The sequence below is a fragment of the Halosimplex carlsbadense 2-9-1 genome, assembly GCF_000337455.1.
Classification (GTDB): domain Archaea; phylum Halobacteriota; class Halobacteria; order Halobacteriales; family Haloarculaceae; genus Halosimplex; species Halosimplex carlsbadense.
The window spans coordinates 132,099-151,933 of record NZ_AOIU01000011.1; the positions used below are offsets into that span (position 1 = coordinate 132,099).

The 19,835-nt window shown below is 68.6% G+C and carries 19 protein-coding genes and 1 pseudogene; 9 read left to right on the forward strand and 11 right to left on the reverse strand.

Annotated elements, in window-relative coordinates:
* Positions 1 to 376 precede the first annotated feature (376 nt).
* From nasA to C475_RS05405, 3 genes are all read right to left on the reverse strand, one after another.
* Positions 377 to 2,536, reverse strand: coding sequence for an assimilatory nitrate reductase NasA (gene nasA / locus C475_RS05395; RefSeq protein ID WP_006882771.1), 2,160 nt, complete (start codon positions 2,534 to 2,536; stop codon positions 377 to 379).
* A gap of 287 nt (positions 2,537 to 2,823) precedes the next feature.
* Complete coding sequence (locus tag C475_RS05400) at positions 2,824 to 3,576, reverse strand: AAA family ATPase (protein ID WP_006882772.1); 753 nt, start codon at positions 3,574 to 3,576, stop codon at positions 2,824 to 2,826.
* 67 nt (positions 3,577 to 3,643) lie between these two features.
* Entirely contained in the window at positions 3,644 to 4,072 is a 429-nt protein-coding gene (locus C475_RS05405) for an HIT family protein (protein ID WP_006882773.1), read from the reverse strand.
* 226 nt (positions 4,073 to 4,298) lie between these two features.
* On the opposite strand from C475_RS05405, the gene C475_RS22985 reads away from it, so the two are divergent.
* The 5 genes from C475_RS22985 (at position 4,299) to C475_RS05425 (ending at position 8,437) form a co-directional block, all read left to right on the forward strand.
* Positions 4,299 to 4,886 (forward strand): hypothetical protein, encoded by a 588-nt coding sequence (locus C475_RS22985; RefSeq protein WP_152436334.1) that lies wholly within the window; start codon positions 4,299 to 4,301, stop codon positions 4,884 to 4,886.
* 180 nt (positions 4,887 to 5,066) lie between these two features.
* Entirely contained in the window at positions 5,067 to 6,209 is a 1,143-nt protein-coding gene (locus C475_RS05410; protein ID WP_006882774.1) for a 60S ribosomal export protein NMD3, read from the forward strand.
* A 104-nt stretch (positions 6,210 to 6,313) separates the two neighbouring features.
* Entirely contained in the window at positions 6,314 to 6,847 is a 534-nt protein-coding gene (locus tag C475_RS24610) for an SHOCT domain-containing protein (protein WP_006882775.1), read from the forward strand.
* Between the two features lie 107 nt (positions 6,848 to 6,954).
* Entirely contained in the window at positions 6,955 to 8,031 is a 1,077-nt protein-coding gene (locus C475_RS05420) for a class I SAM-dependent methyltransferase (protein WP_006882776.1), read from the forward strand.
* 124 nt (positions 8,032 to 8,155) lie between these two features.
* On the forward strand, positions 8,156 to 8,437 hold the full coding sequence (locus C475_RS05425) for a hypothetical protein (protein WP_006882777.1): 282 nt from the start codon (positions 8,156 to 8,158) through the stop codon (positions 8,435 to 8,437).
* Between the two features lie 268 nt (positions 8,438 to 8,705).
* Here the strand turns inward: C475_RS05425 and C475_RS05430 are convergent, their stop codons facing one another.
* Together C475_RS05430 and C475_RS05435 are read right to left on the reverse strand one after the other, a co-directional pair.
* Entirely contained in the window at positions 8,706 to 9,521 is an 816-nt protein-coding gene (locus C475_RS05430; protein WP_006882778.1) for a hypothetical protein, read from the reverse strand.
* Positions 9,522 to 9,846: 325 nt separating this feature from the next.
* Positions 9,847 to 11,361: a glutamate--cysteine ligase family protein gene (locus tag C475_RS05435; protein WP_006882779.1), complete on the reverse strand. Its 1,515-nt coding sequence runs from the start codon at positions 11,359 to 11,361 to the stop codon at positions 9,847 to 9,849.
* Between the two features lie 94 nt (positions 11,362 to 11,455).
* Here C475_RS05435 and C475_RS05440 point away from each other — a divergent pair, with 94 nt between their 5' ends.
* The 3 genes from C475_RS05440 (at position 11,456) to C475_RS05450 (ending at position 15,012) form a co-directional block, all read left to right on the forward strand.
* A complete protein-coding gene (locus C475_RS05440; protein WP_006882780.1) occupies positions 11,456 to 12,226 on the forward strand; it encodes a hypothetical protein in 771 nt (256 codons plus the stop codon).
* Positions 12,223 to 13,563 carry a hypothetical protein gene (locus tag C475_RS05445; protein WP_006882781.1) on the forward strand — a complete coding sequence of 447 codons (1,341 nt, stop codon included), beginning with the start codon at positions 12,223 to 12,225 and terminating at the stop codon, positions 13,561 to 13,563. Before C475_RS05440 ends, C475_RS05445 begins: the two co-directional genes overlap by 4 nt.
* A gap of 84 nt (positions 13,564 to 13,647) precedes the next feature.
* Complete coding sequence (locus C475_RS05450; protein ID WP_006882782.1) at positions 13,648 to 15,012, forward strand: hypothetical protein; 1,365 nt, start codon at positions 13,648 to 13,650, stop codon at positions 15,010 to 15,012.
* An 11-nt stretch (positions 15,013 to 15,023) separates the two neighbouring features.
* On the opposite strand, the gene C475_RS05455 is transcribed toward C475_RS05450, so the two are convergent.
* The 5 genes from C475_RS05455 to C475_RS05475 form a co-directional block, all read right to left on the reverse strand.
* Positions 15,024 to 15,530 (reverse strand): TIGR00725 family protein, encoded by a 507-nt coding sequence (locus C475_RS05455; protein WP_006882783.1) that lies wholly within the window; start codon positions 15,528 to 15,530, stop codon positions 15,024 to 15,026.
* A 93-nt stretch (positions 15,531 to 15,623) separates the two neighbouring features.
* Positions 15,624 to 17,042, reverse strand: a complete 1,419-nt coding sequence (gene phaC / locus C475_RS05460) for a class III poly(R)-hydroxyalkanoic acid synthase subunit PhaC (RefSeq protein ID WP_006882784.1) — start codon at positions 17,040 to 17,042, stop codon at positions 15,624 to 15,626.
* 1 nt (position 17,043) lies between these two features.
* A complete protein-coding gene (locus C475_RS05465; RefSeq protein WP_006882785.1) occupies positions 17,044 to 17,589 on the reverse strand; it encodes a poly(R)-hydroxyalkanoic acid synthase subunit PhaE in 546 nt (181 codons plus the stop codon).
* 39 nt (positions 17,590 to 17,628) lie between these two features.
* Complete coding sequence (locus C475_RS05470; protein ID WP_006882786.1) at positions 17,629 to 18,177, reverse strand: hypothetical protein; 549 nt, start codon at positions 18,175 to 18,177, stop codon at positions 17,629 to 17,631.
* Positions 18,178 to 18,182: 5 nt separating this feature from the next.
* Complete coding sequence (locus C475_RS05475; RefSeq protein WP_006882787.1) at positions 18,183 to 18,476, reverse strand: AbrB/MazE/SpoVT family DNA-binding domain-containing protein; 294 nt, start codon at positions 18,474 to 18,476, stop codon at positions 18,183 to 18,185.
* Positions 18,477 to 18,907: 431 nt separating this feature from the next.
* On the opposite strand from C475_RS05475, the gene C475_RS05480 reads away from it, so the two are divergent.
* Complete coding sequence (locus C475_RS05480; protein WP_006882788.1) at positions 18,908 to 19,462, forward strand: MaoC family dehydratase; 555 nt, start codon at positions 18,908 to 18,910, stop codon at positions 19,460 to 19,462.
* Positions 19,463 to 19,510: 48 nt separating this feature from the next.
* Here the strand turns inward: C475_RS05480 and C475_RS05485 are convergent.
* Positions 19,511 to 19,835, reverse strand: a pseudogene (locus tag C475_RS05485) (NADH:flavin oxidoreductase); the annotation flags it as partial.

Genomic DNA, 19,835 nt, shown 5'->3' on the forward strand with positions numbered 1-19,835 from the left:
TATCATTTCCGTTTGTTCGTCCAGTATTTTATCGAATCCCATTTCGAACGTCCACCTTTGCACGGATATCAGTTGGATGCTCGTAACATATAACCCTAGCCGTTTAGAAAATAAACAGACGGCGGCCGCGAGTGGACGAACGGGAGATATTAGGACAGATGTTAAAGATATAAGGATGTAATACGTCGACTCCGCGGTTCGAAAACCGGACAGGTGTCGAGTTTCGGCCGCCCGTCGGGAGATGGTCGTCTCGTCGACACGACGGCTCGGTGCGAGCGCGGCGCGCGCCGGTCGGATGGCGACATCCCGCGGTAAAGGGTCGCTGGGCGGTTCAAAATACGAATCTCGATCCGGAGAGAACGAGGCCGACGCCCGGTCAGTCGTCGGCGCGCGCGGGCGAGGTGGCCGCGGCAGTCGCCCGGTCGGCGGGCGCGACGAGTCGCACGGCGCACTGTTTGAAGTTCGGTTCCTTCGACTGGGGGTCCAGGGCATCGACGGTGAGGCGGTTGGTCGCCGGGTGGTGGATGGGGAGCCAGACCAGTCCCTCCGGCACGGCCGGGTCCGGGTCGACCGTCGCGGGGACGGCGTCACGGCGCGTCTCGACGACGACCGTGCCCTCCTCGACGGCGTCGCTGGCGGCGACGGTTTCGGGGTTGACCCGCGCGACCACCGGGTCGAGGTCGTCCACGTCGCGCGAGCGGACGCCCGTGTTGTACTGCTCGGACTCGCGGGCGGTCGTCAGCGTCAGCGGGTAGTCGTCGTCGACTGGCTCGGGCAGCCCCTCCTGGCGCGCCGTCGAGAAGCCCGCCTTCCCGCTCGGCGTCGGGAACGACCACGACTCCTCGCCGGTGTCCGGCTCCGGCTCGACGCCGTTGTCGCCGTCTCTGGGGACGTAGCCGCGGTTGCCGTCGTCGCCGTCGTAGTAGCGATACCCGGCGTCGGTCTGGGCGTCGGACGCCGGCCAGCGCAGCGCTTTCAGGTCCTCCAGCCGGTCGTAGGTGATCCCCGACATGTCCGCGAGACTGCCCGACGTGAGGCCCGCGAACTCGTCGAACAGCGTCTCGGGGTCGGGGTCGGGGTCGTCGAACAGTTCCGGGAACAGGCGCGCGCCGATGGTTGAGATGATCCGCAGGTCGGTCCAGACGCCGCTGGGCGCCTCGGTCGCGGCCCGCACGCGCGAGACGGTGCGCTCCATGTTCATCGCCGTCCCCTCGCACTCGCCCCAGGTCGCCGCCGGCAACACCACGTCCGCGAGTTCGGTGGTCTCGGTCCGGAAGGCGTCCTGGGCGACGAGGAACGTGTCTTCGAGCGCCGCCTTCGCCGCGCTCGCGTCGGGCATCCCCGCGACGGGGTTGGTGGCGACGGTGTAGGCGACCGAGATCTCGTCGTCGAACGCCTCGAACATCCCGACGGGACCGGGACCGGCGTCGTCGGGGAGCCGGTCGACGGGGACGCCCCACTCGTCGGCGACGAACGCGCGCTCGTCGGGGTCCTGGAACGGGCGCTGGCCGGGCCAGCTCCCCTTGCACGAGCAGACGCGGGTCCCCATCGAGTTGGCCTGACCGGTCAGCGAGAACGGGCCGCTGCCCGGTCGGAGGTTGCCCGTCGCGAGACAGATATCGATCAGCGCCCGGGAGATGTCGGTCCCCTGGACGTGCTGGTTGACGCCCATCCCCCAGTAACACAGCGCGTCCCGGGCGAAGGCGTTCGCGAGGCGGTCCACGTCGTCCATCGAGACGCCCGCCCGTTCGGCCGCGGACTCGCTGTCGGGCAGCGCCGTCTTCAGGTCGTCGAACCCCTCGGTCGCCTCGGCGACGAAGTCATCGTCGACGCGGTCGGTCTCGACGACCCGGGCCAGCACCGCCCGCGCGAGCGCCAGGTCCTGGCCGGGTTCGGGCGCGACGTGAGCGTCGGCGTGGCCGGCCGTCTCGGTCTCGACGGGGTCGACGGCGATCAGCTCGACGTCGTCCTCGTTCGCGGCCTGGCGGATCCACCGGAACATGACGGGGTGGGCCGCCGCCGGGTTCGCGCCCCAGACGACGTGTGCCTCGGCTTCGGGGATGTCGTCGTAGCTGCAGGGCGGCGCGTCGCTCCCGAACGCCTGGTAGTAGGCGGTGACGGCGCTGGCCATACACAGCGTCGTGTTGGCGTCGTAGTAGCGGGTCCCGAAGCCCCCGCGAGCCAGCTTGCCCAGCGCGTAGGCGGCTTCGTTGGTCTGCTGGCCGCTCCCCATGACCGCGACCTCACCGTCGGGGTAGTCCTCGATCCCCTGGAAGGCGCTCAGCGCCTCCGACAGCGCCACGTCCCAGGTGGTCGAGACCAGCTCGCCGTCCCGACGGACCATCGGCCGGGTCAGCCACTCCCCCTCGGGGTCGGAAGTCTCGCGCACGCCCCGCTGGCAAGCCAGCCCCTGGTTGACCGGGTGCGCTGCGTCGCCCCGCACCACGTCGATCCCGTTCCCGATGTCGGCTCCCCGCTGGAGGTGCCCGCACCCGACCGCACAGCGCATGCACGTCGTCGGCACCCAGTCGCTCATGGCTCGGCCACCACCGGCCGACCTCGACTACCGGTTTGTCCCGATCTTCCGCTACAATGTAGACGATCGCAAAGCATTCTGTCGTTCACTAGTCTATACGTGCTACACTAAACACTATCCCTTGGAGTATTAAAACACATATCGACACGATCGAAACGAACGGTCAGTTCGCCAGCGGCTATTGCCGGCGACGAGCGGTCCCGATCGGCTCGGTGACGGCGCCGGTGGACGAGATGCCGGTCCAGACCGAGCGAAAACGGCCAAGCGTCGCGGGAGTCGGACGGGGGTTATCCGGGGAGGTAGTCCGTCATCGACGAGGACTCGGGCTCGGGGAGGTCGAGGTCGACACCGGTGAGCGTCTCGACCGCCGACGCGACGGCGACGGCGAACTCGGTCGGTTCGACGGCGGCCGGTGCCGCCGAGAGCGCTTCCGTCTCGCCCGTCGGGACGACCGCGTCGGCCGCTTCGACGACTCGGTCCTCGCGTGCGGCGTTGGCGACGACGGTGTCGACCGCGGCGTCCACGTCGGCCAGTCGGTCGCACATTCGGGGGACGGCGTCGCTCCCCCGCTCGGCGTCGGGGACCACGAGCGCCACGGCGTCGGCGGCGGTCACGGCCGCGACCGATTGGTTGGCCCCCACGGGCGGCACGTCCACGAGGACGGCGTCGTAGCGCTCGGTCGCCGCCGACAGCCGCTCGGCGAGCCTGCGGGCGCACTCGCTGGTCTTCGCGCGCGCCAGCCGCTCGAACGGCGTCCGCGCCGGCGCGACGGTCACCGACCCCGCCAGGTCGAGCCCGAGTCGCGTCTCCGCCTCGGCCAGCGGCCGGTCCTCGGTCAACACGCGCGTCACGTCGGGCTCGATCCGCTCGGGCACGAACGCCGCCAGCCCCTGGGTCGAAAACGACGCATCGACGACCGCCACGTCCCGGCCGTCCCGCGCCAGCGTCGCCGCGAACTCGACCGAGAGCCGCGTCGCCCCCGCGCCACCGACGCCCCCGACCACCGCGTAGATCTCACCGCCTCCCTTCGTTCCGTCCATGTAGTCGGGTTGTCACCTACTCGGTGAAAAACCTACGTGTCGTCGCCTCCGGGACGGCTCGGGCCGCTCAGTCGGTGTCCTCGGCGATGGCTGCCGCGATATCGTCGAGTTCGTCGTCGTCCAACTCGGGGCGCTCGCCGAAGATCGAGTGGATCGGCCGCCCGCCGTCGTCCTCGAACCGCGGGACGACGTGGCCGTGCGTGTGAGGCACCTCCTGGCCCGCGACCTCGCCGTTGTTAAACGCGACCGTCGACCCGTCGGCGTCGACGGCCGACTCGATCGGGTCGACGAGTCGCTGCATCACGGCGAACACGTCCGCCGCCAGATCGTTCGGCATGTCCTGGACGTGTTCGTGGTGCGCTTTCGGGATGACCAGCGTGTGCCCCGGTGCCAGCGGGTTCGCGTCGAGAAACGCCAGCACGTCGTCGGTCTCGTAGACGGTACGACTCGGGATCTCCCCGGCCACGATCGAGCAGAAGATGCAATCGTCGCTCATGTCCGAGGCGTCGGCGCGAGCCCCAATCAAGGTTGCTCAACCATCTTTTTCCCGGAGGGGTTTCCTCGCTCACTCTGTTCGCTGCGGGAACCCCTCCGGCAAAAACATGGGTGAAAAAGGCCGAACTCGCGCTCTGCGCGAGTTCGGTGAACCGGCGCCTTCGGCGCCGGATGCTCAATGCAGACAAAATACTTAGCGTTTCTAATTCGATTTGAATCTGGTTCCAATGCGTTACGTGCTCTCCATGCTCTTGATTATACTTGTAATCAGTGCTGGTTGTATCATGTCGAACAATCCGGTAACAACATCATCCGAGACACCTCTTAGCCCTGCTTCCACTGGCAACTCGACAGTTACGACTACAGCAGGACTTACTGTCACTCCGACAGCAACGAAACCGTCTACCACTGAAATCCTTCCAAATATCCCGAAGCCATACGATAATTGTACGGTACAGCCGCTCCCTAATGGGACCTATCCATCTTTGCCTGACGAAATCACTGAACGGAGTGCGAAGGATTTTGCCCTTGAATTTGAGAAAACATATGGGTGGGAAGAACTCGCCGGTGAGCAGGACACGAATGTAAGTGGCTTCGATGGGTTTGCCACCGAGACCGCTCAGCGGACGGATGTTGGCTATATTGTGAAGACGACAGTGAGGCTTGACTTCGTGACTGAAAGCGGTGACACAACCTTGGCAGGAAGCACAAACTCCCATGGCTGGTACTACGTGACAGCGGAATTCGCTGTCCGTGCTCCTTTCTCATCTGAGACTATCCCTGAGTCCGGATGGGAAACGGTCGCATGCGCATGAATCTAACTGTTCAGTTTGCACATCGAATCGAACACGACGCTCGCGTTCGTCGAACCGCTCGTGACGGCGTCAGGCGACCGCCGAACGGATGAGCACGTGTACCAGTGAGTTCGCTCGCCGGCCGAGACGACGCGGCCCGGAACGCGACGCTTAACCGGGCGAGGCCAGTACCACGGGGCAATGAGTCGCTCCGGCGAGTTCTGCCCCCGTTGCGGGGACGAGATCGAGGCGAACCTCGACGCCCGGCCGGCGGCGCCGGGCGGGGCGGGGTCGCGCGACGGCGACAGTGTACTCTGCGACGACTGCTACTTCGAGGAGTTCGACCTGGTCGACGCGCCGGACCGCATCGACGTGCGCGTCTGCTCGCAGTGCGGCGCGGTCCACCGGGGCAACCGCTGGGTCGACGTGGGCGCCGAGGACTACACCGACATCGCCGTCGAGGAGGTCTCGGAGGCGCTCGGCGTCCACCTCGACGCCACGGACGTGAGCTGGGAGGTCGCCCCCGAACAGGTCGACGAGAACAACATCAGGATGCACTGCCAGTTCTCCGGCGTAGTGCGGGGGACGCTCGTCTCCGAGGAGGTGGTCGTGCCGGTGAAGATCGCCCGCCAGACCTGCGACCGCTGCGGTCGGATCGCGGGCGGGTCCTACGCCGCGATCGTGCAGGTCCGCGCCGACGAGCGCACCCCGACCGCCGAGGAGGAGGAAACGGCCCAGGAGGTCGCCGAGGCGTACATCGCCGAGCGGGAGGCCACCGGCGACCGCAACGCGTTCATCACCGAGGTCACGGAGGTCGACGAGGGGCTGAACATGAAGATCTCCACCAACCAGATGGGCCAGGGGATCGCCAAGCGGATCACCGACCGCCTGGGCGGGGGCTTCGAGGACTACGAGACGCTCGTGACGGAGGACGGCGACGGCAACGAGGTCTACCGGGTCACCTTCGCCGTCCGCCTGCCGCGCTACAGGGCAGGAGAGGTCATCGACCCCGAGGACGGCGACGGCCCCGTCCTCGTCCGCAGCGTCCGGGGCAACCTCAAGGGGACTCGACTCGCCACGGGCGAGGACTACGAGGCCAGTTTCGAGGACGGCGACGCGCCCGACGCGCGCCGCCTGGGCACCCGCGAGGACGCCGCCGAGACGACCGTCGTCGCCGTCGAGGACGAGAACGCCGTACAGGTGTTAGACCCCGAGACCTACGCGGCCGAGACGATCCCCCGCCCGGAGTACTTCGACACCGACGCCGACGAGGTACCCGTGATCAAGAGTCGCGCGGGCCTGCACGTCCTCCCCGAGGACGCCGTCGACGCCGCCGGGGACTGACGAGGACCGCCGGGGACTGACGAAGAGCGTCACTTGCCGGAACGCCGGCGGCTTCTGACCGGTCGGCGGCAACTTTTTTCGTCGTTCGGCCGGTTGGTCGACACATGTTCGAGGCCCTCCGTTCGGTACGGACCGTGACGCGGCGGTTCGTCGCGCTCCTTCCAGTGCTGATCGCCGTCGCGACGCTGCCGACCGTCCTGCTGGTGCTGTTCAACGGCGGCGTCGTGACCGCGATCGAGGTCGCGATCGCAGGCTGGCTGTTGGCGACGCCGGTGGCGGCGCTGCTCGTATGGGTCGTCTTGAACCTCTCGCCGGTGGATCTGCCGGATTCGCTCGGCGAGCGAACCGTCGACCTCCCGTCGATGCTGGACGGGCGGGAGTCGGGCGACGACCGAACCGGCGGCGACGACCCGGTCGAGACGCTCCGCGAACGGTTCGCCCGCGGCGAGATCGACCAGACCGAGTTCGAGCGCCGTCTCGACGCCCTGCTGGCCGCCGAGGACGGCGCGAGCGACGGCCCGTCCGGCTCGCCGGTCGACCACACGGAATCGCACGGCCGCGCGGAGTCACACGGGCAGTCGCGCCCGGACGACCGCTCGCCGGCGCCCGGCCGCGACCGCGAGCCCGAGTCGACCTGAGCGACGCCGCGCCCGCGCCTCACTGCGACGGCGGGCTGGCAGTCCGGCGGTCCGGCGCTGCTCCGACTCGAAACCGTTTCGGCCGTCGGCCGTCTGGAGGCGAGTAGATGGACGAGCGCGACGAGCGACTGGCCGTGGTCGTCGACAAACCCCGCGCCGAGGCGGTCATCGACGAACTGGAGCGGGCGGGCGTCTACGACCCCGACCGATCGGTCCGCGAGTACGACGAGGGGAGCGTCTCGCTCCCGGTGACGGCGGTCCCCGAGGCCGTCGACTACCGCGAGGTCGTCCGGCAGGTCGGCGAGCCGCGGCTCCGGGATCTGGCCGACCACCTCCGCGAGCGCGGGTGGACCGACGCGGAGATCGAGTCGGCGCCGTCGTCGTGGGCGGTGCTGGGGACGGTCGTCCTCGTCGACACCGGCGACGCGCCCCGCCCCGAGGAACTCGGTGAGGCGCTGCTGGCCCTGCACGGCGCCGCCGACACCGTGCTGGCCCGCGGGCCGATCACCGGCGCTCACCGCGAGCCCGACGTGACCGTGCTGGCCGGCGAGGGCGACACCGAGACGGTCCACCGCGAGCACGGCACCACCTACGCGATGGACCTGGCCGAGGTGATGTTCTCGCCGGGGAACAAGGCAGAACGAGCGCGGATGGGTGAGGAAGTAGACGAAGGCGAGCGCGTCGTCGACATGTTCGCCGGGATCGGCTACTTCACGCTGCCGATGGCCCGCGCGGGCGCCGAGGTGACCGCCATCGAGCGCAACCCCGCCTCCTTCGAGTTCCTGCTGGAGAACGTCCGCCGCAACGGCGTCACCGACCGCGTCCATCCCTACCGGGCCGACTGCCGCGATGTCCTCGAACAGGTCGACCCGGCGACGGACGTGCGTGCCGACCGGATCGTGATGGGCTACTTCGAGGCTTCCGAGCCGCGTTCGGAAGACGGTCGGAGTCCCTCCGACGCTTCCCACGAGTACCTCGACAGCGCGCTCGGGGCGCTCGAACCCGGCGGCGTCGTCCACATGCACGAGGCGACGCCGGAGGGGCTGGTGCCCGACCGCCCCGTCGGGCGGCTCCGGGACGCGGCCGCCGAGCGCGGCCGGTCCGTCGACGTCATCGAAACGCGCCGCGTCAAGGGCTACAGCGAGGGCGTGGCCCACGTCGTCGTCGACGCGCGCGTCGACTGAGCCGGCCGGTCGGTCCGAGCGAACGGACCGGTCGGCTCGATGGCACGACTCCCGATAGCGTGGGGCGGTTCCGGGCCGCGGGCACCACAGTAGTTTTTATCCCGTGGGGAGGAACAGTCCGTACATGGCGCCGGGGCCGTACGAGCGGGTGCTGGAGACGCTGGAAGATTTAGACGCCCGTCTCGCCGGCCTGGAGGTCGGCTACAACGAGACCAACGCCTCGGCGGCCCAGGAACACGTCGACCAACTGGGGGAGTTCTTCGAGAGCGAACCCGAGCACTTCGTCGCGCTCCGGGACGCGGTCGACAGTCTCGTCGAGGCGGAGGATTCGACCCACGCCGCGACGGCCAAGGAACACGCCGACGCGTTGCGAGACCGCGTCGAGGCCCAACTCGACGAGGAGTAGCGGGGGTCAGCCGGATGGACGATTTCGAAACTGCGTCGGTGCGTCCGCGTCGCGATGTCGTCCCGGTGATGTCGATCCCGTTCTGTCGAGGTGGACCTCCTGATGAGTTCGGCGTGCCAACGTACCACCGAATCTTATACCAGATAGCGTTGGTGTTCACAGGACCGTGCTGAATACAGAGGACGAACCTATCGGTACCGGCCTACCAATCATTCAGATCTCCCTGTGTAGGCAGAGTGTTCGGAAGAGAATATCTCGGCCGCCCGATTCAGGGGAATCCGATGCTCGGGACGAACTGGGCAACCCCGTACCAGAGGCAAATGCCGCCGATGAAGAAGTAGACGGTAGCCCGCTTGAGTTGGTGTTTCACCGCGCCCTTCCGGCGCCGATCGGTGAGGTAGAACGTCCCGTCGTCAGCGGGGACGATCTTTGCAACCGGCGCGTGCGGGTCGTCGCTATCTACGGGTTCGGCGTGGCCGATAACGTGGACTTCGTCTCCGCTCGCGAGCGTCTCCTCGAAGTAGCGGCGGTCGCCCTGCTCGTCTTCCCACGTCGGCACGTCGGCCTCGGGCTGTCGCTCCCGGAGTTCGTGTTCGTCCGTGAACTCTCGAACGTGGTCGGGAGGAGCCTCGGAGACGGCCACCTCCAACACAGGATCGCCAGGGAAGCCCGCGAGGTCCAGTTCCAGTCCGTTTAGCTCCTCCTCTCCCGACACCTCGACACGGACCGGGCCGGACCCGTCGTCAACGAGGAATGACACGGTCTTGTACCCCTCCCCCCGGCCCCACCAGTGATGGCCACTCCCCAACTCGTGGCCGACGAATTCCTTGAGCTGCCACTTCGAGAGCACCCCTCGCTCCCGCTTAAAGGGAGAGCGGAGAGCGTCTGTGACTGGCCCCTCAATTCGTGCGTTGATGGCGACCATCCCCGACTCGGCAATGCTCCCGGTAGCCACGATCGACCTGTCGAACACGCCTACCTGATGGCGAACCCGTTTTATACCCACATAGATGGCGAACACGCCGAACAGCAGGACACCTCCGTCGAACAGCGTTCCAAGGGCGTCAGTAATCGCCCGGATCATCGTATGGAATAGCGTCGATATTCTGATAAAAGTCTTTCTGCGAAAACGGGCGACACGGGCCGTCCGTGGAGGACCGGTAGCTGTCGGGATCTCCCGTTTTCGCCAACAGAGTCCCCTGATGGTTGTACGGTCCAGCGACACTCGGAACCCCGACTCTCACGACCGATACGCGCCCTGTATTCAGTACAACGCTTCTGACAGATAACAGTCGTGTCACTGAAAAAATCAGTGCATCGTTCCTCTGTACTGAGCGAAGACTGGGAACAGAGGAGTGGTGCGGGAACCGTCGTGCGACACCCCTAGGAACGGCGAGCGAGGTCCCGTCTCACAGCCAGTCGACGAAGGTGCCCTCCAGCAGCGTCTCCTCCTGATGGTCGACGTATGTCGACTGCATCCCCCAGATGGCTTCGGCGAGGGGGACGTTCCGGTCGACGGCGGCGGCGACGTGGTCGTGTTTCCAGCGGGCGGGGGTGATCCGGCGGTCGGCCCGCTCGCGGAGCGGGCGGACGTAGCGGCGGGCGGCGTCCGTGGAGAGCCCCTGGGTCTCGAGACCCTGCCGGGCGGCCTCGAACAGCTCGCCGTAGATGTGGTCGAGGTCGGTCGTCTCCTCGCCGTCGGTGGTGATCCAGGTGAGGTCGGCGCCCAGCCCCTCGCGGCTGGCGGCGTAGAAGTTCTCGCGGGCACGCTCCCAGTCCATCGCCCGGACGGGGTGTTCGATGCTGGTGAGCGTGGTGAGCAGGCCGGCGAACACCGCCTGGAAGCTCACGGCGTCGCGGACGGTGGGCTGGCCGGGCAGCGGGCGGAACTCGATGCGGGCGTTGGCCTGGGGCTCGGTGGGTCCGTCGAAGACGGGGCGGATCCACCGCCAGTAGCTGCCGTGTTTGTGTCGGAAGTGGACGAACGCGTCGTCGAAGCGCCCCCCAGCCTCCACGTCCACCGGGACGATCGTCTCGTCGGCGACGACGTCGTCGATGGCGTCCTCGACGCTGTCGAAATCGGGCGGGAACCGGACCTTGTCGGCGTCGTCGTCGTCCGCCGGGTTGAGTACGTCCTCGAAGACGGTGATGCGGTTCTCCAGCCAGGCGTCCTCGACGATCTCGGTGTCGTCGGCGTCGTCGTACAGATCGGGCGGAAAGAAGGGGGCGTTGACGCCCAGGGCAAGCAGCGGCCCCGCCACCCGTAGAGCGTAGCGGAAGTACTCGGGCAAGTCGGGGGCGTGGGGGATCTGGTAGTGCGGCTGGATGGAGGTGATGAGGCTCTCGGGCATGACGGTGTCGGCCGACAGCGAGACGTGGGGTGCCTCGATGCGCATGCCCGTCGGGTAGTCGGTGTTGGCCATCGTGTGGTAGCGAGCGGCGTCGGACATGTTGGTCGCGATGCGGACGCCGTCCTGCTCGACCGAGTCACAGAGGTAGTCGGTCGCGGTCTCGCCCGTGGGCGGGACGGTCCACATGCCGTCGCTGACCAGGCGGATGTCGTCGCGGCCGGTTCGCTTCAGGGCCGGCGTGAGGTTCGCCTTGAGTTCGTGCTCCTGTGCGACGAGACCGTGCTCGTTGAGCGGCTGGGGGCTGGTCTGCATCTCGGCGTTGTGCAGCCCCAGTTCCTTCTCGAAGCCGATGAGATCGAGCAGGCCGCGTGGGACCCGCTTGAGCGACCCCGAGCGGGCGTCGACGGCGTACAGCTCGAGTTCGAGGCCGACGATGGCTTCCGTATTGTCGAACGTACCGTCGCGCACCTCGGTTTTGAGCCGCTCGGCCTCCTCGGCGGCCCGCCGGTCGAACGCCTCGCGGTCGACCGCCTGTGCCTCCCGGACGCGAGCCGCGAGTTCGGAGCCGGACATACCACCCCGTTCGACCGCCGCGGTACTTGAACGTGGGGCACTCGGGGAATCGAGCCACGAGATATTTACCGCCGACGCCGCGATATCTGTGTCGATGCCCCGACTCACGCGCCGCCGCGCCCTCCAGGCAGCGGTCGGACTGGCCGCCGGACTCGCCGGCTGCCCCGACGGCGACACCGACGCCGGCCGCGGTTCGGCCGGCACCCCCGTTGGGTCGCCGACACAGCCGGTCCCCACCGTCGGCGACGGCCGCGTCGTCGACCCCGAGTACGTCACGCTCCGCGCCGAAGAGGCCGATTACGACGACCCGCTCGCGTGGTTCGTCCCGGATCCCGCCGACAGGCCGACCGCCGGCGGGACCGTCGAGCCGACGGCCCGCGAGACAGAGGGCCTGGTCGCCGACGAGGCGACCGCGGAGACGTTCGCCGTCGCCGACCGCGTGACCGAGAGCGAGGTCTCCGCCGGCGCCGAGACCGCCCGCTCGTTCGTCGCCGAGACCGACTTCGACAGCGAGACGCTACTGGTCGACTGGCGCCCGGTCGAAGCGTGTTACCGGCTGGTGCTCTGTCACGTCGTCTGGAACGACGGCGAGGTCGAGACCCGCTACGGCCGCTTCCTCCGCGACGCCGACGTGGCCTGCGAGAGCGGCGAGCGCGACGCTCGCGTCACCATCGCTCGTCTCCCCGCCCCCCTCGACCCGACGGAGTTCGAGATGGGCGGGTCCGGCGTCGCCAGCGGCGAGTGCTTCCCGATGGAGCGCGAGCGCGCTCGACCGACGGCCCGGTCCCGCTCGGTGACAGAGACCGGACCGGCGACCGCTACCGACGCGGCCGCGCCAGCGACCACCGATGGAGGGTCCCGATGACGGACGATCCGTCGGCGTCCGACGCCGTCCGCTTCACTCGTCGGGGCGCGCTCGCGCTCGGCGGTGCGACGCTGCTGGCGGGTTGCGGCGGCCTGAACAACCCCCTGAAGCCGGGTCCAGTAGAACTCGACGGAGCCGCCCTGACCCGGACCGCCGACCGGGACGGGCCGTCGGTCGACCACCCGCTCCCGGTCGCGGTGGCCGACGCCCACGTCGCCGACTCCCGGGAGCGCGCTCATGCCATGCTCGATACGGTGCCGCTCCCACTGACTACCGACGACCTCCCCAACGGCGCGATGCGCGAGGCGATCGCAGACCGCGCCGAACATGCCCGCGAACACCTCGCAGAGGCGGTCAAGGCGACCGGGACTCGCGAGCGACTCCAGTTGCTCGCCCACGCCCGCGGTCCCGCCCGCGCGGTCGAGGCCACGTGGGCGACCGTCGAGGGCGACCTGACCGCCGCCGACGTGCGCTCAGCCCGGGAGTCGGTCCGCGCGGATCTCCGCCGGTTCCGCGAGGGACGGGAGTACGTGGGTGACCCCGGGGACCCGGTTCGCGCGGTGATCGTCCACGCGCTCGTCGGGTCGTGGCTCCGGGACGCAGACCGCCACGTCGTGGACGAACCCGACGAGTCCTCGCCTGTCACCCCGATCACCGTCGGCGAGCGCGCCAACGAGGTCGAACAGGCCCGCGCCACGCTCGGTGACGCTCGCCACGTCGGCGAGCGGTTCACCGAGTCGCTGTCCGAGCCCCGGTCGCTGGAGGCCACCTTCACCGATGCCCGCGACTCGCTGGCCGAGACGATCGACTCGCGGATGACCGACACGCCCGCCGAACACGCCGAACTCCCGGACCTCGTCGACGGCGGCGGCGACCTGGAGGGGACGGTCGCCGGCGCGGCGCTCCGCGAGTTACACGGCGACCTCCCCTACGAGGGGGAGTTCGTCCCGGCCGCCGAACTCCCCGGGCGGATCCTGTGGCAGGTCGAGACGCTGGCGCAGATCGGCGGCTTCGAGACGCTGCGCGACCGGATCGCCGCCGGCGACCACCGGACGATCGAGAGCGCCGACGACGTCGAAGAACTGCGGCGGGCGGCCGCGGCGGCCGTCGAGGACGCGCTGGCCGAGAGCGCGGACGAACGGCTTGCGCGGACGGAACTCGCCACCCTCGCGAGCTGGTTCGACTACGCCGCGGACAGCCTCGACCTCTACGGCGACGACTCGGTCGAACTCGAGCGGGTCGCCGACGACATCGCGCTGTACCGCCAGATCGAAGTGATCGCCGGCGCCGTCCCGGCGGCCGTCGACGAGACGCTAGCCGCGCTCGGGGTCGAGTGACTCGGTGATCGGCGGTCGCCGCTCCCGTCGACCCGTCCCGGACCACGAAACCTTTATTGCACCGTCGCTTCGCCCGATGTGTCAATGTACGGACTGACGCGACGACGGCTGCTGGCGGTCGCGGGAGCGGCGGCGCTCGGTGGCTGTGGCGGCCTCGGCACGAGCGGGGAGGGGGAGCCGACGCCGCTGGACGCGACGGCGGTCGCGACCGCCGTCTCGGGGTCGCTCCCGGCGGTGACCGAACCGTTTCCCGTCCTCGTCGCCCCGTCGCACTTCGCCGGCGCCCGGCGCGCGGTCCGGTCAACGCTCGGCGTTCTCCCCGAGCCGATCCCGTCGACGGGGCCGCCCGACGAGGGGACCCGGACGATGGTCGAGCGTAGCGTCGAGTACACTCGCGAGAGCCTCTCGACCGCGGGGAACGCCGAAACGGCCCGGGAACGACTCGATGACCTCCGCGACGCGCGCTTCTCGGCCGAGCGCGCCGCGGCCACGTGGGCGTTCGCGACCGACGAACTCTCCCGCGAGGCGGTGCGCTCGCGGGCGCTGACGCTCGAACGCCAGGTCGCGGAGTTCCGCGAGGACCGCGCCCTCGTCGGCGACCCCGCCGACCCCGTTCGAGCGTTGCTCGCCAACGCCATCGTCGAGTCGTTGGCCGAGCAGGCGGGCGACGACGCCACGCCCCAGTGGGACGACTACGAGCGCGCCTCCTCCGACGCACCGACCGCCGCCGACGCCGAGGCCGAACAGTTGCCCGACGCGCGAGCGGTCGGCGAGCGCGCCGGGACGATCGCGGAGGGTCGGGCGCGACTGGCCGACGCCCGCCACGTGGACGAGCAGTTCTCCGAATCGCTGACCGACGCTTCGTCGATGGGGTCGACGTTCGCTGACGCCAGCGAGTCGCTGACGGCGACGCTCGAATCGGATATCGCGGATCTCCCGGACCCGGACGTGAACACCGCGTCCGAACTGGTCGGGCCGGAGGTGGGCGATATCGGCCGGTCGGTCGAATCCGCGCTCCGACAGCTCCACGGCGACGCCCACTACCTCGCCGACCGCGACGCGACGGCGGACCCGGCTTCGGCCGTGCTCGGGCGCTACGAGGGGATCGCGATGGCCGGCGCCTTCCTGTCGCTACGCGAACGCGTAGTCGAGGGTGACGAACTCGATGTCGACGGCGCCGCGGATCTGCGCGAGCGCCGCGACGAGGCCGTCACGGCCGTCGGGGACGCGCTCGAAACCAGCGCCGACGAGCGACTGGCGCGGGAACTGCTGGCGTATCCGGTCGCGCAGATTGCCAGCACCGACGCGTCGCTCCGCGAGTGGGACCAGCCGACCCTCCAGCACGCCGCAGTGACCGACCGGGCCAGATACTACGTCGAGTTCGCCGCCCTCGCCCGCGCGACTCCCGACGCCGTCGACGAGACGCTGGCCGCGCTCGACGCCGCGTAGCCCCGTCACTCTCAGACGCGCCGTTCGATCGACTCGACCGCTTGCGCCGGGGTCTCGACGTGGTCGATACCCTCGACGCCGTCGACGGGCGCGCCTATGTCGCGCCCGTCTGCTCGTTGCGTCTGCGACGCAACGCCGTCGACGCTGTGGGTCCCGAGCCCCGCGACCGGTTTGCCGAAGTCCAGCGCGTGGCCGAGTTCCGAGAGCGTCCCGGTGCCGCCGTCGACCGCGACCGCGGCGTCGCCGTTCAGCACGACGAGGACGTTCCTGGCGTTGCCCATCCCGGTCGCGATCGCCGTCTCGACGTGCTCGTTGGCGTCCGCGCGGCGCTCGGTCGGCAGGATTCCGATGGTGTGGCCGCCGACCTCGCTCGCGCCGCGACAGACGGCCTCCATCACGCCGCCGAGACCACCGCAGACGACTTCGTGACCGCGTTCGGCGAGTTCCCGGCCGAGTTCCTCCGCGGTCGCGGCTTCCGTTTCGGTGACCCGTCCGCCGCCGATGACGCTGACTCGCATAGCTTCGAATGGCGTGCGGAACCACCTAAGTCGTCCCCGTCTGTGTGGGTCCGTATCCGGGCCCGGACGAAAATCGGAACCGAGAGCGACGACTTACTCGACCTGCTCGAACCAGTCTTCGACGCGGGAGACGGGTGCGCCGGTGATCTCCGCCACGTCAGCGGGCTCGCTATCGAGCATGTCGGCGACGGTGGCGATGCCGGCGTCGCGCAGGCGGTCGGCGTAGGTCGGGCCGATGCCGTCGACGGTGTCCACGTCGGGACTCGACGGCTCGTCCTCGGCGGCCGCGTCGTCCGCGGCGGTCACATCGTCCGATTCGGCCGCGTCGGTGGCGGCCTCGGCGGCCTCGTCCGCCATGGCCTCGACCTCTGCCTGGGCGTCATCCTCGGCGGCGGCCGAGCGGTCGGCGTACCACTCGCAGACCTCGGGCCAGACCTCCTCATGCGAGGAGGAGGACACCGAGAGGCCGATGTGGCCGGTGGCGTACTCGATGGTGGTCACGTCGTCGCTGCCGACGACCTCGTTGAACGGCTTGGAGGCGTCGGCGGGGATGAGGTGGTCGTACTCGCCCATGATCTGCAGGACGGGCATGTCGATCTCCTCGATGTCGACGTGGACCCCGTCGAGCTCCATCTCGTTGTGGTAGAGCTTGTTCTCCTGGTAGAGGTCGGTGAGGAACTGGTCGTAGGCTTCGCCGGCCACGTCGATGCCCTCGGAGAGCCACCGCTCCATGCGGCCGAAGTTCTCGACGAAGTCCTCGTTCTCGAGGTTCTCGTAGAAGCGGACGTACTTCGAGACGTAGTTGTCGACGGGGTCCATCAGCGCGAAGCCCACGTCGAGGAACTCCGCGGGGACGTTGCCGAACGTCTCGGTGACGTCGTCGGGGTCGTAGTACTCCGCCGACCCCCACTGTTCGAGGACGCCGCCGGTTCCCTGGAAGCACAGCCCCGCGGCCATCAGGCCCAGGGCGTTGACCTTCTCGGGGTGGAGCGCCGCGTACATGGCCGACATCGTGCCGCCCATGCAGTAGCCGAGGACGTTGATCGCGTCCTGACCCGAGCGCTCGCGAACCACGTCGACGCAGTTCTCGATGTAGCGGTTGACGTAGTCGTCCAGCGTCAGGTGCTGGTCCATCCGCGAGGGCTCGTTCCAGTCGATGAGGTAGACGTCGTGGCCCGCTTCGAGCAGGCGCCGCACCACGGAGCGCTCCTCCTGGAGGTCGAGGATGTACGGCTTGTTGATCAGCGCGTAGACGATGAGGATCGGCACGTCGTGGGTCTCCTCGGGCTCGATGCCGGCCTCCTCGGGCTGGTAGTGGAGCAGTTCGAGCTTGTTCTCCTCGTAGACGACTTCGCTTGGGGTCTGGCCCACGTCGACGTTCTCGACGGTCGCCACCGCGTCCGGGAGTTCGCTGTTGCTCTCGGTCGTCTGCGTGAACGACTCCAGCGCGGTGCGCTGGGTGTTGAGCGCGAGCGCGAAGGGGTTGAAGGGGTTGGCGCGTTCGCTGGCCATGTTACTCCTCCAGGTGGTCGAGGATGCGGTCGAGTTTCTGTTCGACCTCGTGCTGGCGCCGTTCGAGTTCGACGAGGCGCTCGCCGACCTCGTCCATGTCGTCGCGGGTGGGGAAGCCGAGCTGGGAGATGGTCTCCTGGCTCACGTCGTCGGCCTCGCGGCGCATCTCCATCATGCGCTCGACGAGCTGGCCGTTGGCGGCGGCGAAGGCGCTGGTCGACATGACCTCCTTGAACGCCTCGTTGGCCGACTGCAGCCAGATGTCGCGGAACTCCGCGATTTCGACGTCCTCGCCCTGGGCGGCGTCGGTGGTCCGCTCGAACATCTGCTCGGCGGCGTCCATCCACACCTCGTAGGCGCGGTTGTAGCCCTGCATGCCCTCGGCCATCGCGTCCTCCTCGGGCACCGAGTCCTCGACGGCCTCGGCCCACGACTCGACGAAGGCGGCCTGGGCCTTCATGTTCTGTTCGAGGGAGTCGGCGACCGCGTCGTTCATCTCCTCGACCATCTCTGTCCACTGCTCCTGCATCTCGTTGGTGTTGCTCATGGGTATGTCTCCGGTGTCCTGAAAGAAAAAACCGTGTTCCTACGCGTCGACGGCGTTGGCGGCGCGCTCCTGCACGTCGGTGACCTGGTCCTGCAGGTCCTCGACCTGGTGTTGAAGCGTCTCCATCTGATCGCCCCACTGCTCGGCCACGTCGACCGACTGGGCCTCGAGCTCCTCGTGGGCCTCGGTGAGCATCGCGACCTGCTCGTCGAGCGCCTCGACGTAGTCGTGGGTCAGCTCGTCGTAGGCGTCGATGCCCTGCTCGTACTCGTCGGCGACGGTCTCGAAGACCTCCGCGTGGTTCTCCAGCAGGAAGTCGTACTGCTCGTCGACGGCCGCGCGCATCTCGTCGACGGTGCCGGCGGCGCCCGGCATCGAGGACTCGATCACGTCGAGGTAGCTGTGGACCATCGTCTGGGTCAGCTCGACGCCGCGGCGCTGTGCCGACTCCTGGCTGTCGAAGCTGTCGACGACGGCCTCGTTCATCGTCTGCTGCATCTCCAGGGTCTGCTCGAAGGCCTTCTGGCTCTGCTCGATCGTCGCGCGCTGCATCTCGAACGCCGTGGTGATGGGGGTCGTGTATGCCATGTGTATCACTCTCTGTTCCGCTTGACCGGGATGACGACGGTCTGAACGATGTCGCCCTCTTCGATGTCCAGCGCCTCGCGCTCGGCGTCGGGAATAGAGATCCGGCCGCCCGACTGGACGCGCGTCTTGAAGGTCGCCATCTGACTCATCGCGCCGAGCTGGTTCATGTCCAGCCCCCCTGCGCCCGCCTGCATCATCCGACCCAGCATCTCCTGTTGGGTCTCCATCGCCTGCTCGCTCATCTCCTGCATCCCACTGAACATCGGCGGCCACGTCGGACCGTCGTTCTCGTCGGTCATCGGTCAACGATACGTACACCCCTCAGTTACATAAGGATTGCGCTCAATACCATTTCATACCATTCGATACCATTCGATGGATCAACCCCTCGAACCGGACGGGTCCGGTGGCGTCGAACCGGTCGGAGCGGGCGTCGACCGACCGACGGCCGAACCGGGTGGGACGAGCAAGGGTGGCGGGTGGGTGCGGTAGCCCGCGGTTATCGACCGGGCGGTGACTGGCCGGATGACCTCGGTTTCGGTCGCCGCGAAATCCGCCGCGAGTAAGCGACGCGTATGCGCCGTAGCGGGCCGAGAAGCCGCTTCTGTCGCGATATCGCCAGCTCGGTACCACTACGTTTTAATAGCATCAAACCCAAACGCGGGTATCGATGAGTTCTGAACCGCACCGAAACGCGCTGCTTGACACGTGGGCCGAGACGTCCTCGCACATGTTCAACAGCGTGGTCGCGGCCAACCGGGCGGCGTTCGCGGCCTTCGGGGTCACACCGTCGGGCGACGACGAGGGGATCGAGGCCGTCGACCGCATCGAGGCCGACGAGGACCTGCCCGAGTGGCACGTCGAGCTGACGGAACACGACCGCGACCGGCTGGGCGTCGGCGACCGCGTCGAGTTCACCAAGACCATCTCCGACCGCGACGTGCAGTCGTTCGCGGCCGCCAGCGGCGACACCAACCCGCTCCACCTGGACGACGAGTTCGCGAGCAAGACCCGCTTCCGGGGCCGCATCGCCCACGGGACACTCGTCGGCGGCCTCATCTCCGCCGGCCTCGCGCGCCTGCCCGGGCTCACGATCTACCTCTCGCAGGATCTGGAGTTCCACAATCCCGTCCGCCTGGGCGACCGCCTGACCGCGGTCTGCGAGATCGTCGAGGACCTGGGCGACGACCAGTACCGCCTGACCACCCGCGTCGTCGACGACGGCGAGACCATCATCGACGGCGAAGCCGTCGTCCTCGTCGACGAACTGCCCGACGACGAGTAAACCGCGACCCGTCCGCCTTCTTCTCTCTCTCCGCCGCCCTCGCAGTCGCTACTCCCCATCCGCCGCCTCTCGCCGGTAGACGCCCTCCGTTTCGAGCCGAGCGCGCTCGCGGACCACCGACGGCGTCCGGCAGATCCCGGGTGCGCCGGTCACCTGCGGGACGGTGCAGTTGTTGCAGCTCTCGCAGAGCGCCCGCACGCCGTGGCGCTCGTCGCCCGTCCTAAGCAACCGCGCGCCGAGCCGCGGCTCGGCGTAGAACGGCCGCCCCATCCCCACCAGATCGCAGGCCGGTTCGCCGTCCGCACCGCCGCCGAGCAGGGCCGCACACGTCTCCCGCTCGCGGATCCCGCCTTCACAGAGGACGGGCACGTCG

What these genes read in the sequence shown, in the direction of transcription:
- nasA (WP_006882771.1), bottom strand. Translation starts at nt 2,536, where the DNA reads ATGAGCGACTGGGTGCCGACGACGTGCATGCGCTGTGCGGTCGGGTGC.
- C475_RS05400 (WP_006882772.1), bottom strand. Translation starts at nt 3,576, where the DNA reads ATGGACGGAACGAAGGGAGGCGGTGAGATCTACGCGGTGGTCGGGGGC.
- C475_RS05405 (WP_006882773.1), bottom strand. Translation starts at nt 4,072, where the DNA reads ATGAGCGACGATTGCATCTTCTGCTCGATCGTGGCCGGGGAGATCCCG.
- C475_RS22985 (WP_152436334.1), top strand. Translation starts at nt 4,299, where the DNA reads ATGCGTTACGTGCTCTCCATGCTCTTGATTATACTTGTAATCAGTGCT.
- C475_RS05410 (WP_006882774.1), top strand. Translation starts at nt 5,067, where the DNA reads ATGAGTCGCTCCGGCGAGTTCTGCCCCCGTTGCGGGGACGAGATCGAG.
- C475_RS24610 (WP_006882775.1), top strand. Translation starts at nt 6,314, where the DNA reads ATGTTCGAGGCCCTCCGTTCGGTACGGACCGTGACGCGGCGGTTCGTC.
- C475_RS05420 (WP_006882776.1), top strand. Translation starts at nt 6,955, where the DNA reads ATGGACGAGCGCGACGAGCGACTGGCCGTGGTCGTCGACAAACCCCGC.
- C475_RS05425 (WP_006882777.1), top strand. Translation starts at nt 8,156, where the DNA reads ATGGCGCCGGGGCCGTACGAGCGGGTGCTGGAGACGCTGGAAGATTTA.
- C475_RS05430 (WP_006882778.1), bottom strand. Translation starts at nt 9,521, where the DNA reads ATGATCCGGGCGATTACTGACGCCCTTGGAACGCTGTTCGACGGAGGT.
- C475_RS05435 (WP_006882779.1), bottom strand. Translation starts at nt 11,361, where the DNA reads ATGTCCGGCTCCGAACTCGCGGCTCGCGTCCGGGAGGCACAGGCGGTC.
- C475_RS05440 (WP_006882780.1), top strand. Translation starts at nt 11,456, where the DNA reads ATGCCCCGACTCACGCGCCGCCGCGCCCTCCAGGCAGCGGTCGGACTG.
- C475_RS05445 (WP_006882781.1), top strand. Translation starts at nt 12,223, where the DNA reads ATGACGGACGATCCGTCGGCGTCCGACGCCGTCCGCTTCACTCGTCGG.
- C475_RS05450 (WP_006882782.1), top strand. Translation starts at nt 13,648, where the DNA reads ATGTACGGACTGACGCGACGACGGCTGCTGGCGGTCGCGGGAGCGGCG.
- C475_RS05455 (WP_006882783.1), bottom strand. Translation starts at nt 15,530, where the DNA reads ATGCGAGTCAGCGTCATCGGCGGCGGACGGGTCACCGAAACGGAAGCC.
- phaC (WP_006882784.1), bottom strand. Translation starts at nt 17,042, where the DNA reads ATGGCCAGCGAACGCGCCAACCCCTTCAACCCCTTCGCGCTCGCGCTC.
- C475_RS05465 (WP_006882785.1), bottom strand. Translation starts at nt 17,589, where the DNA reads ATGAGCAACACCAACGAGATGCAGGAGCAGTGGACAGAGATGGTCGAG.
- C475_RS05470 (WP_006882786.1), bottom strand. Translation starts at nt 18,177, where the DNA reads ATGGCATACACGACCCCCATCACCACGGCGTTCGAGATGCAGCGCGCG.
- C475_RS05475 (WP_006882787.1), bottom strand. Translation starts at nt 18,476, where the DNA reads ATGACCGACGAGAACGACGGTCCGACGTGGCCGCCGATGTTCAGTGGG.
- C475_RS05480 (WP_006882788.1), top strand. Translation starts at nt 18,908, where the DNA reads ATGTTCAACAGCGTGGTCGCGGCCAACCGGGCGGCGTTCGCGGCCTTC.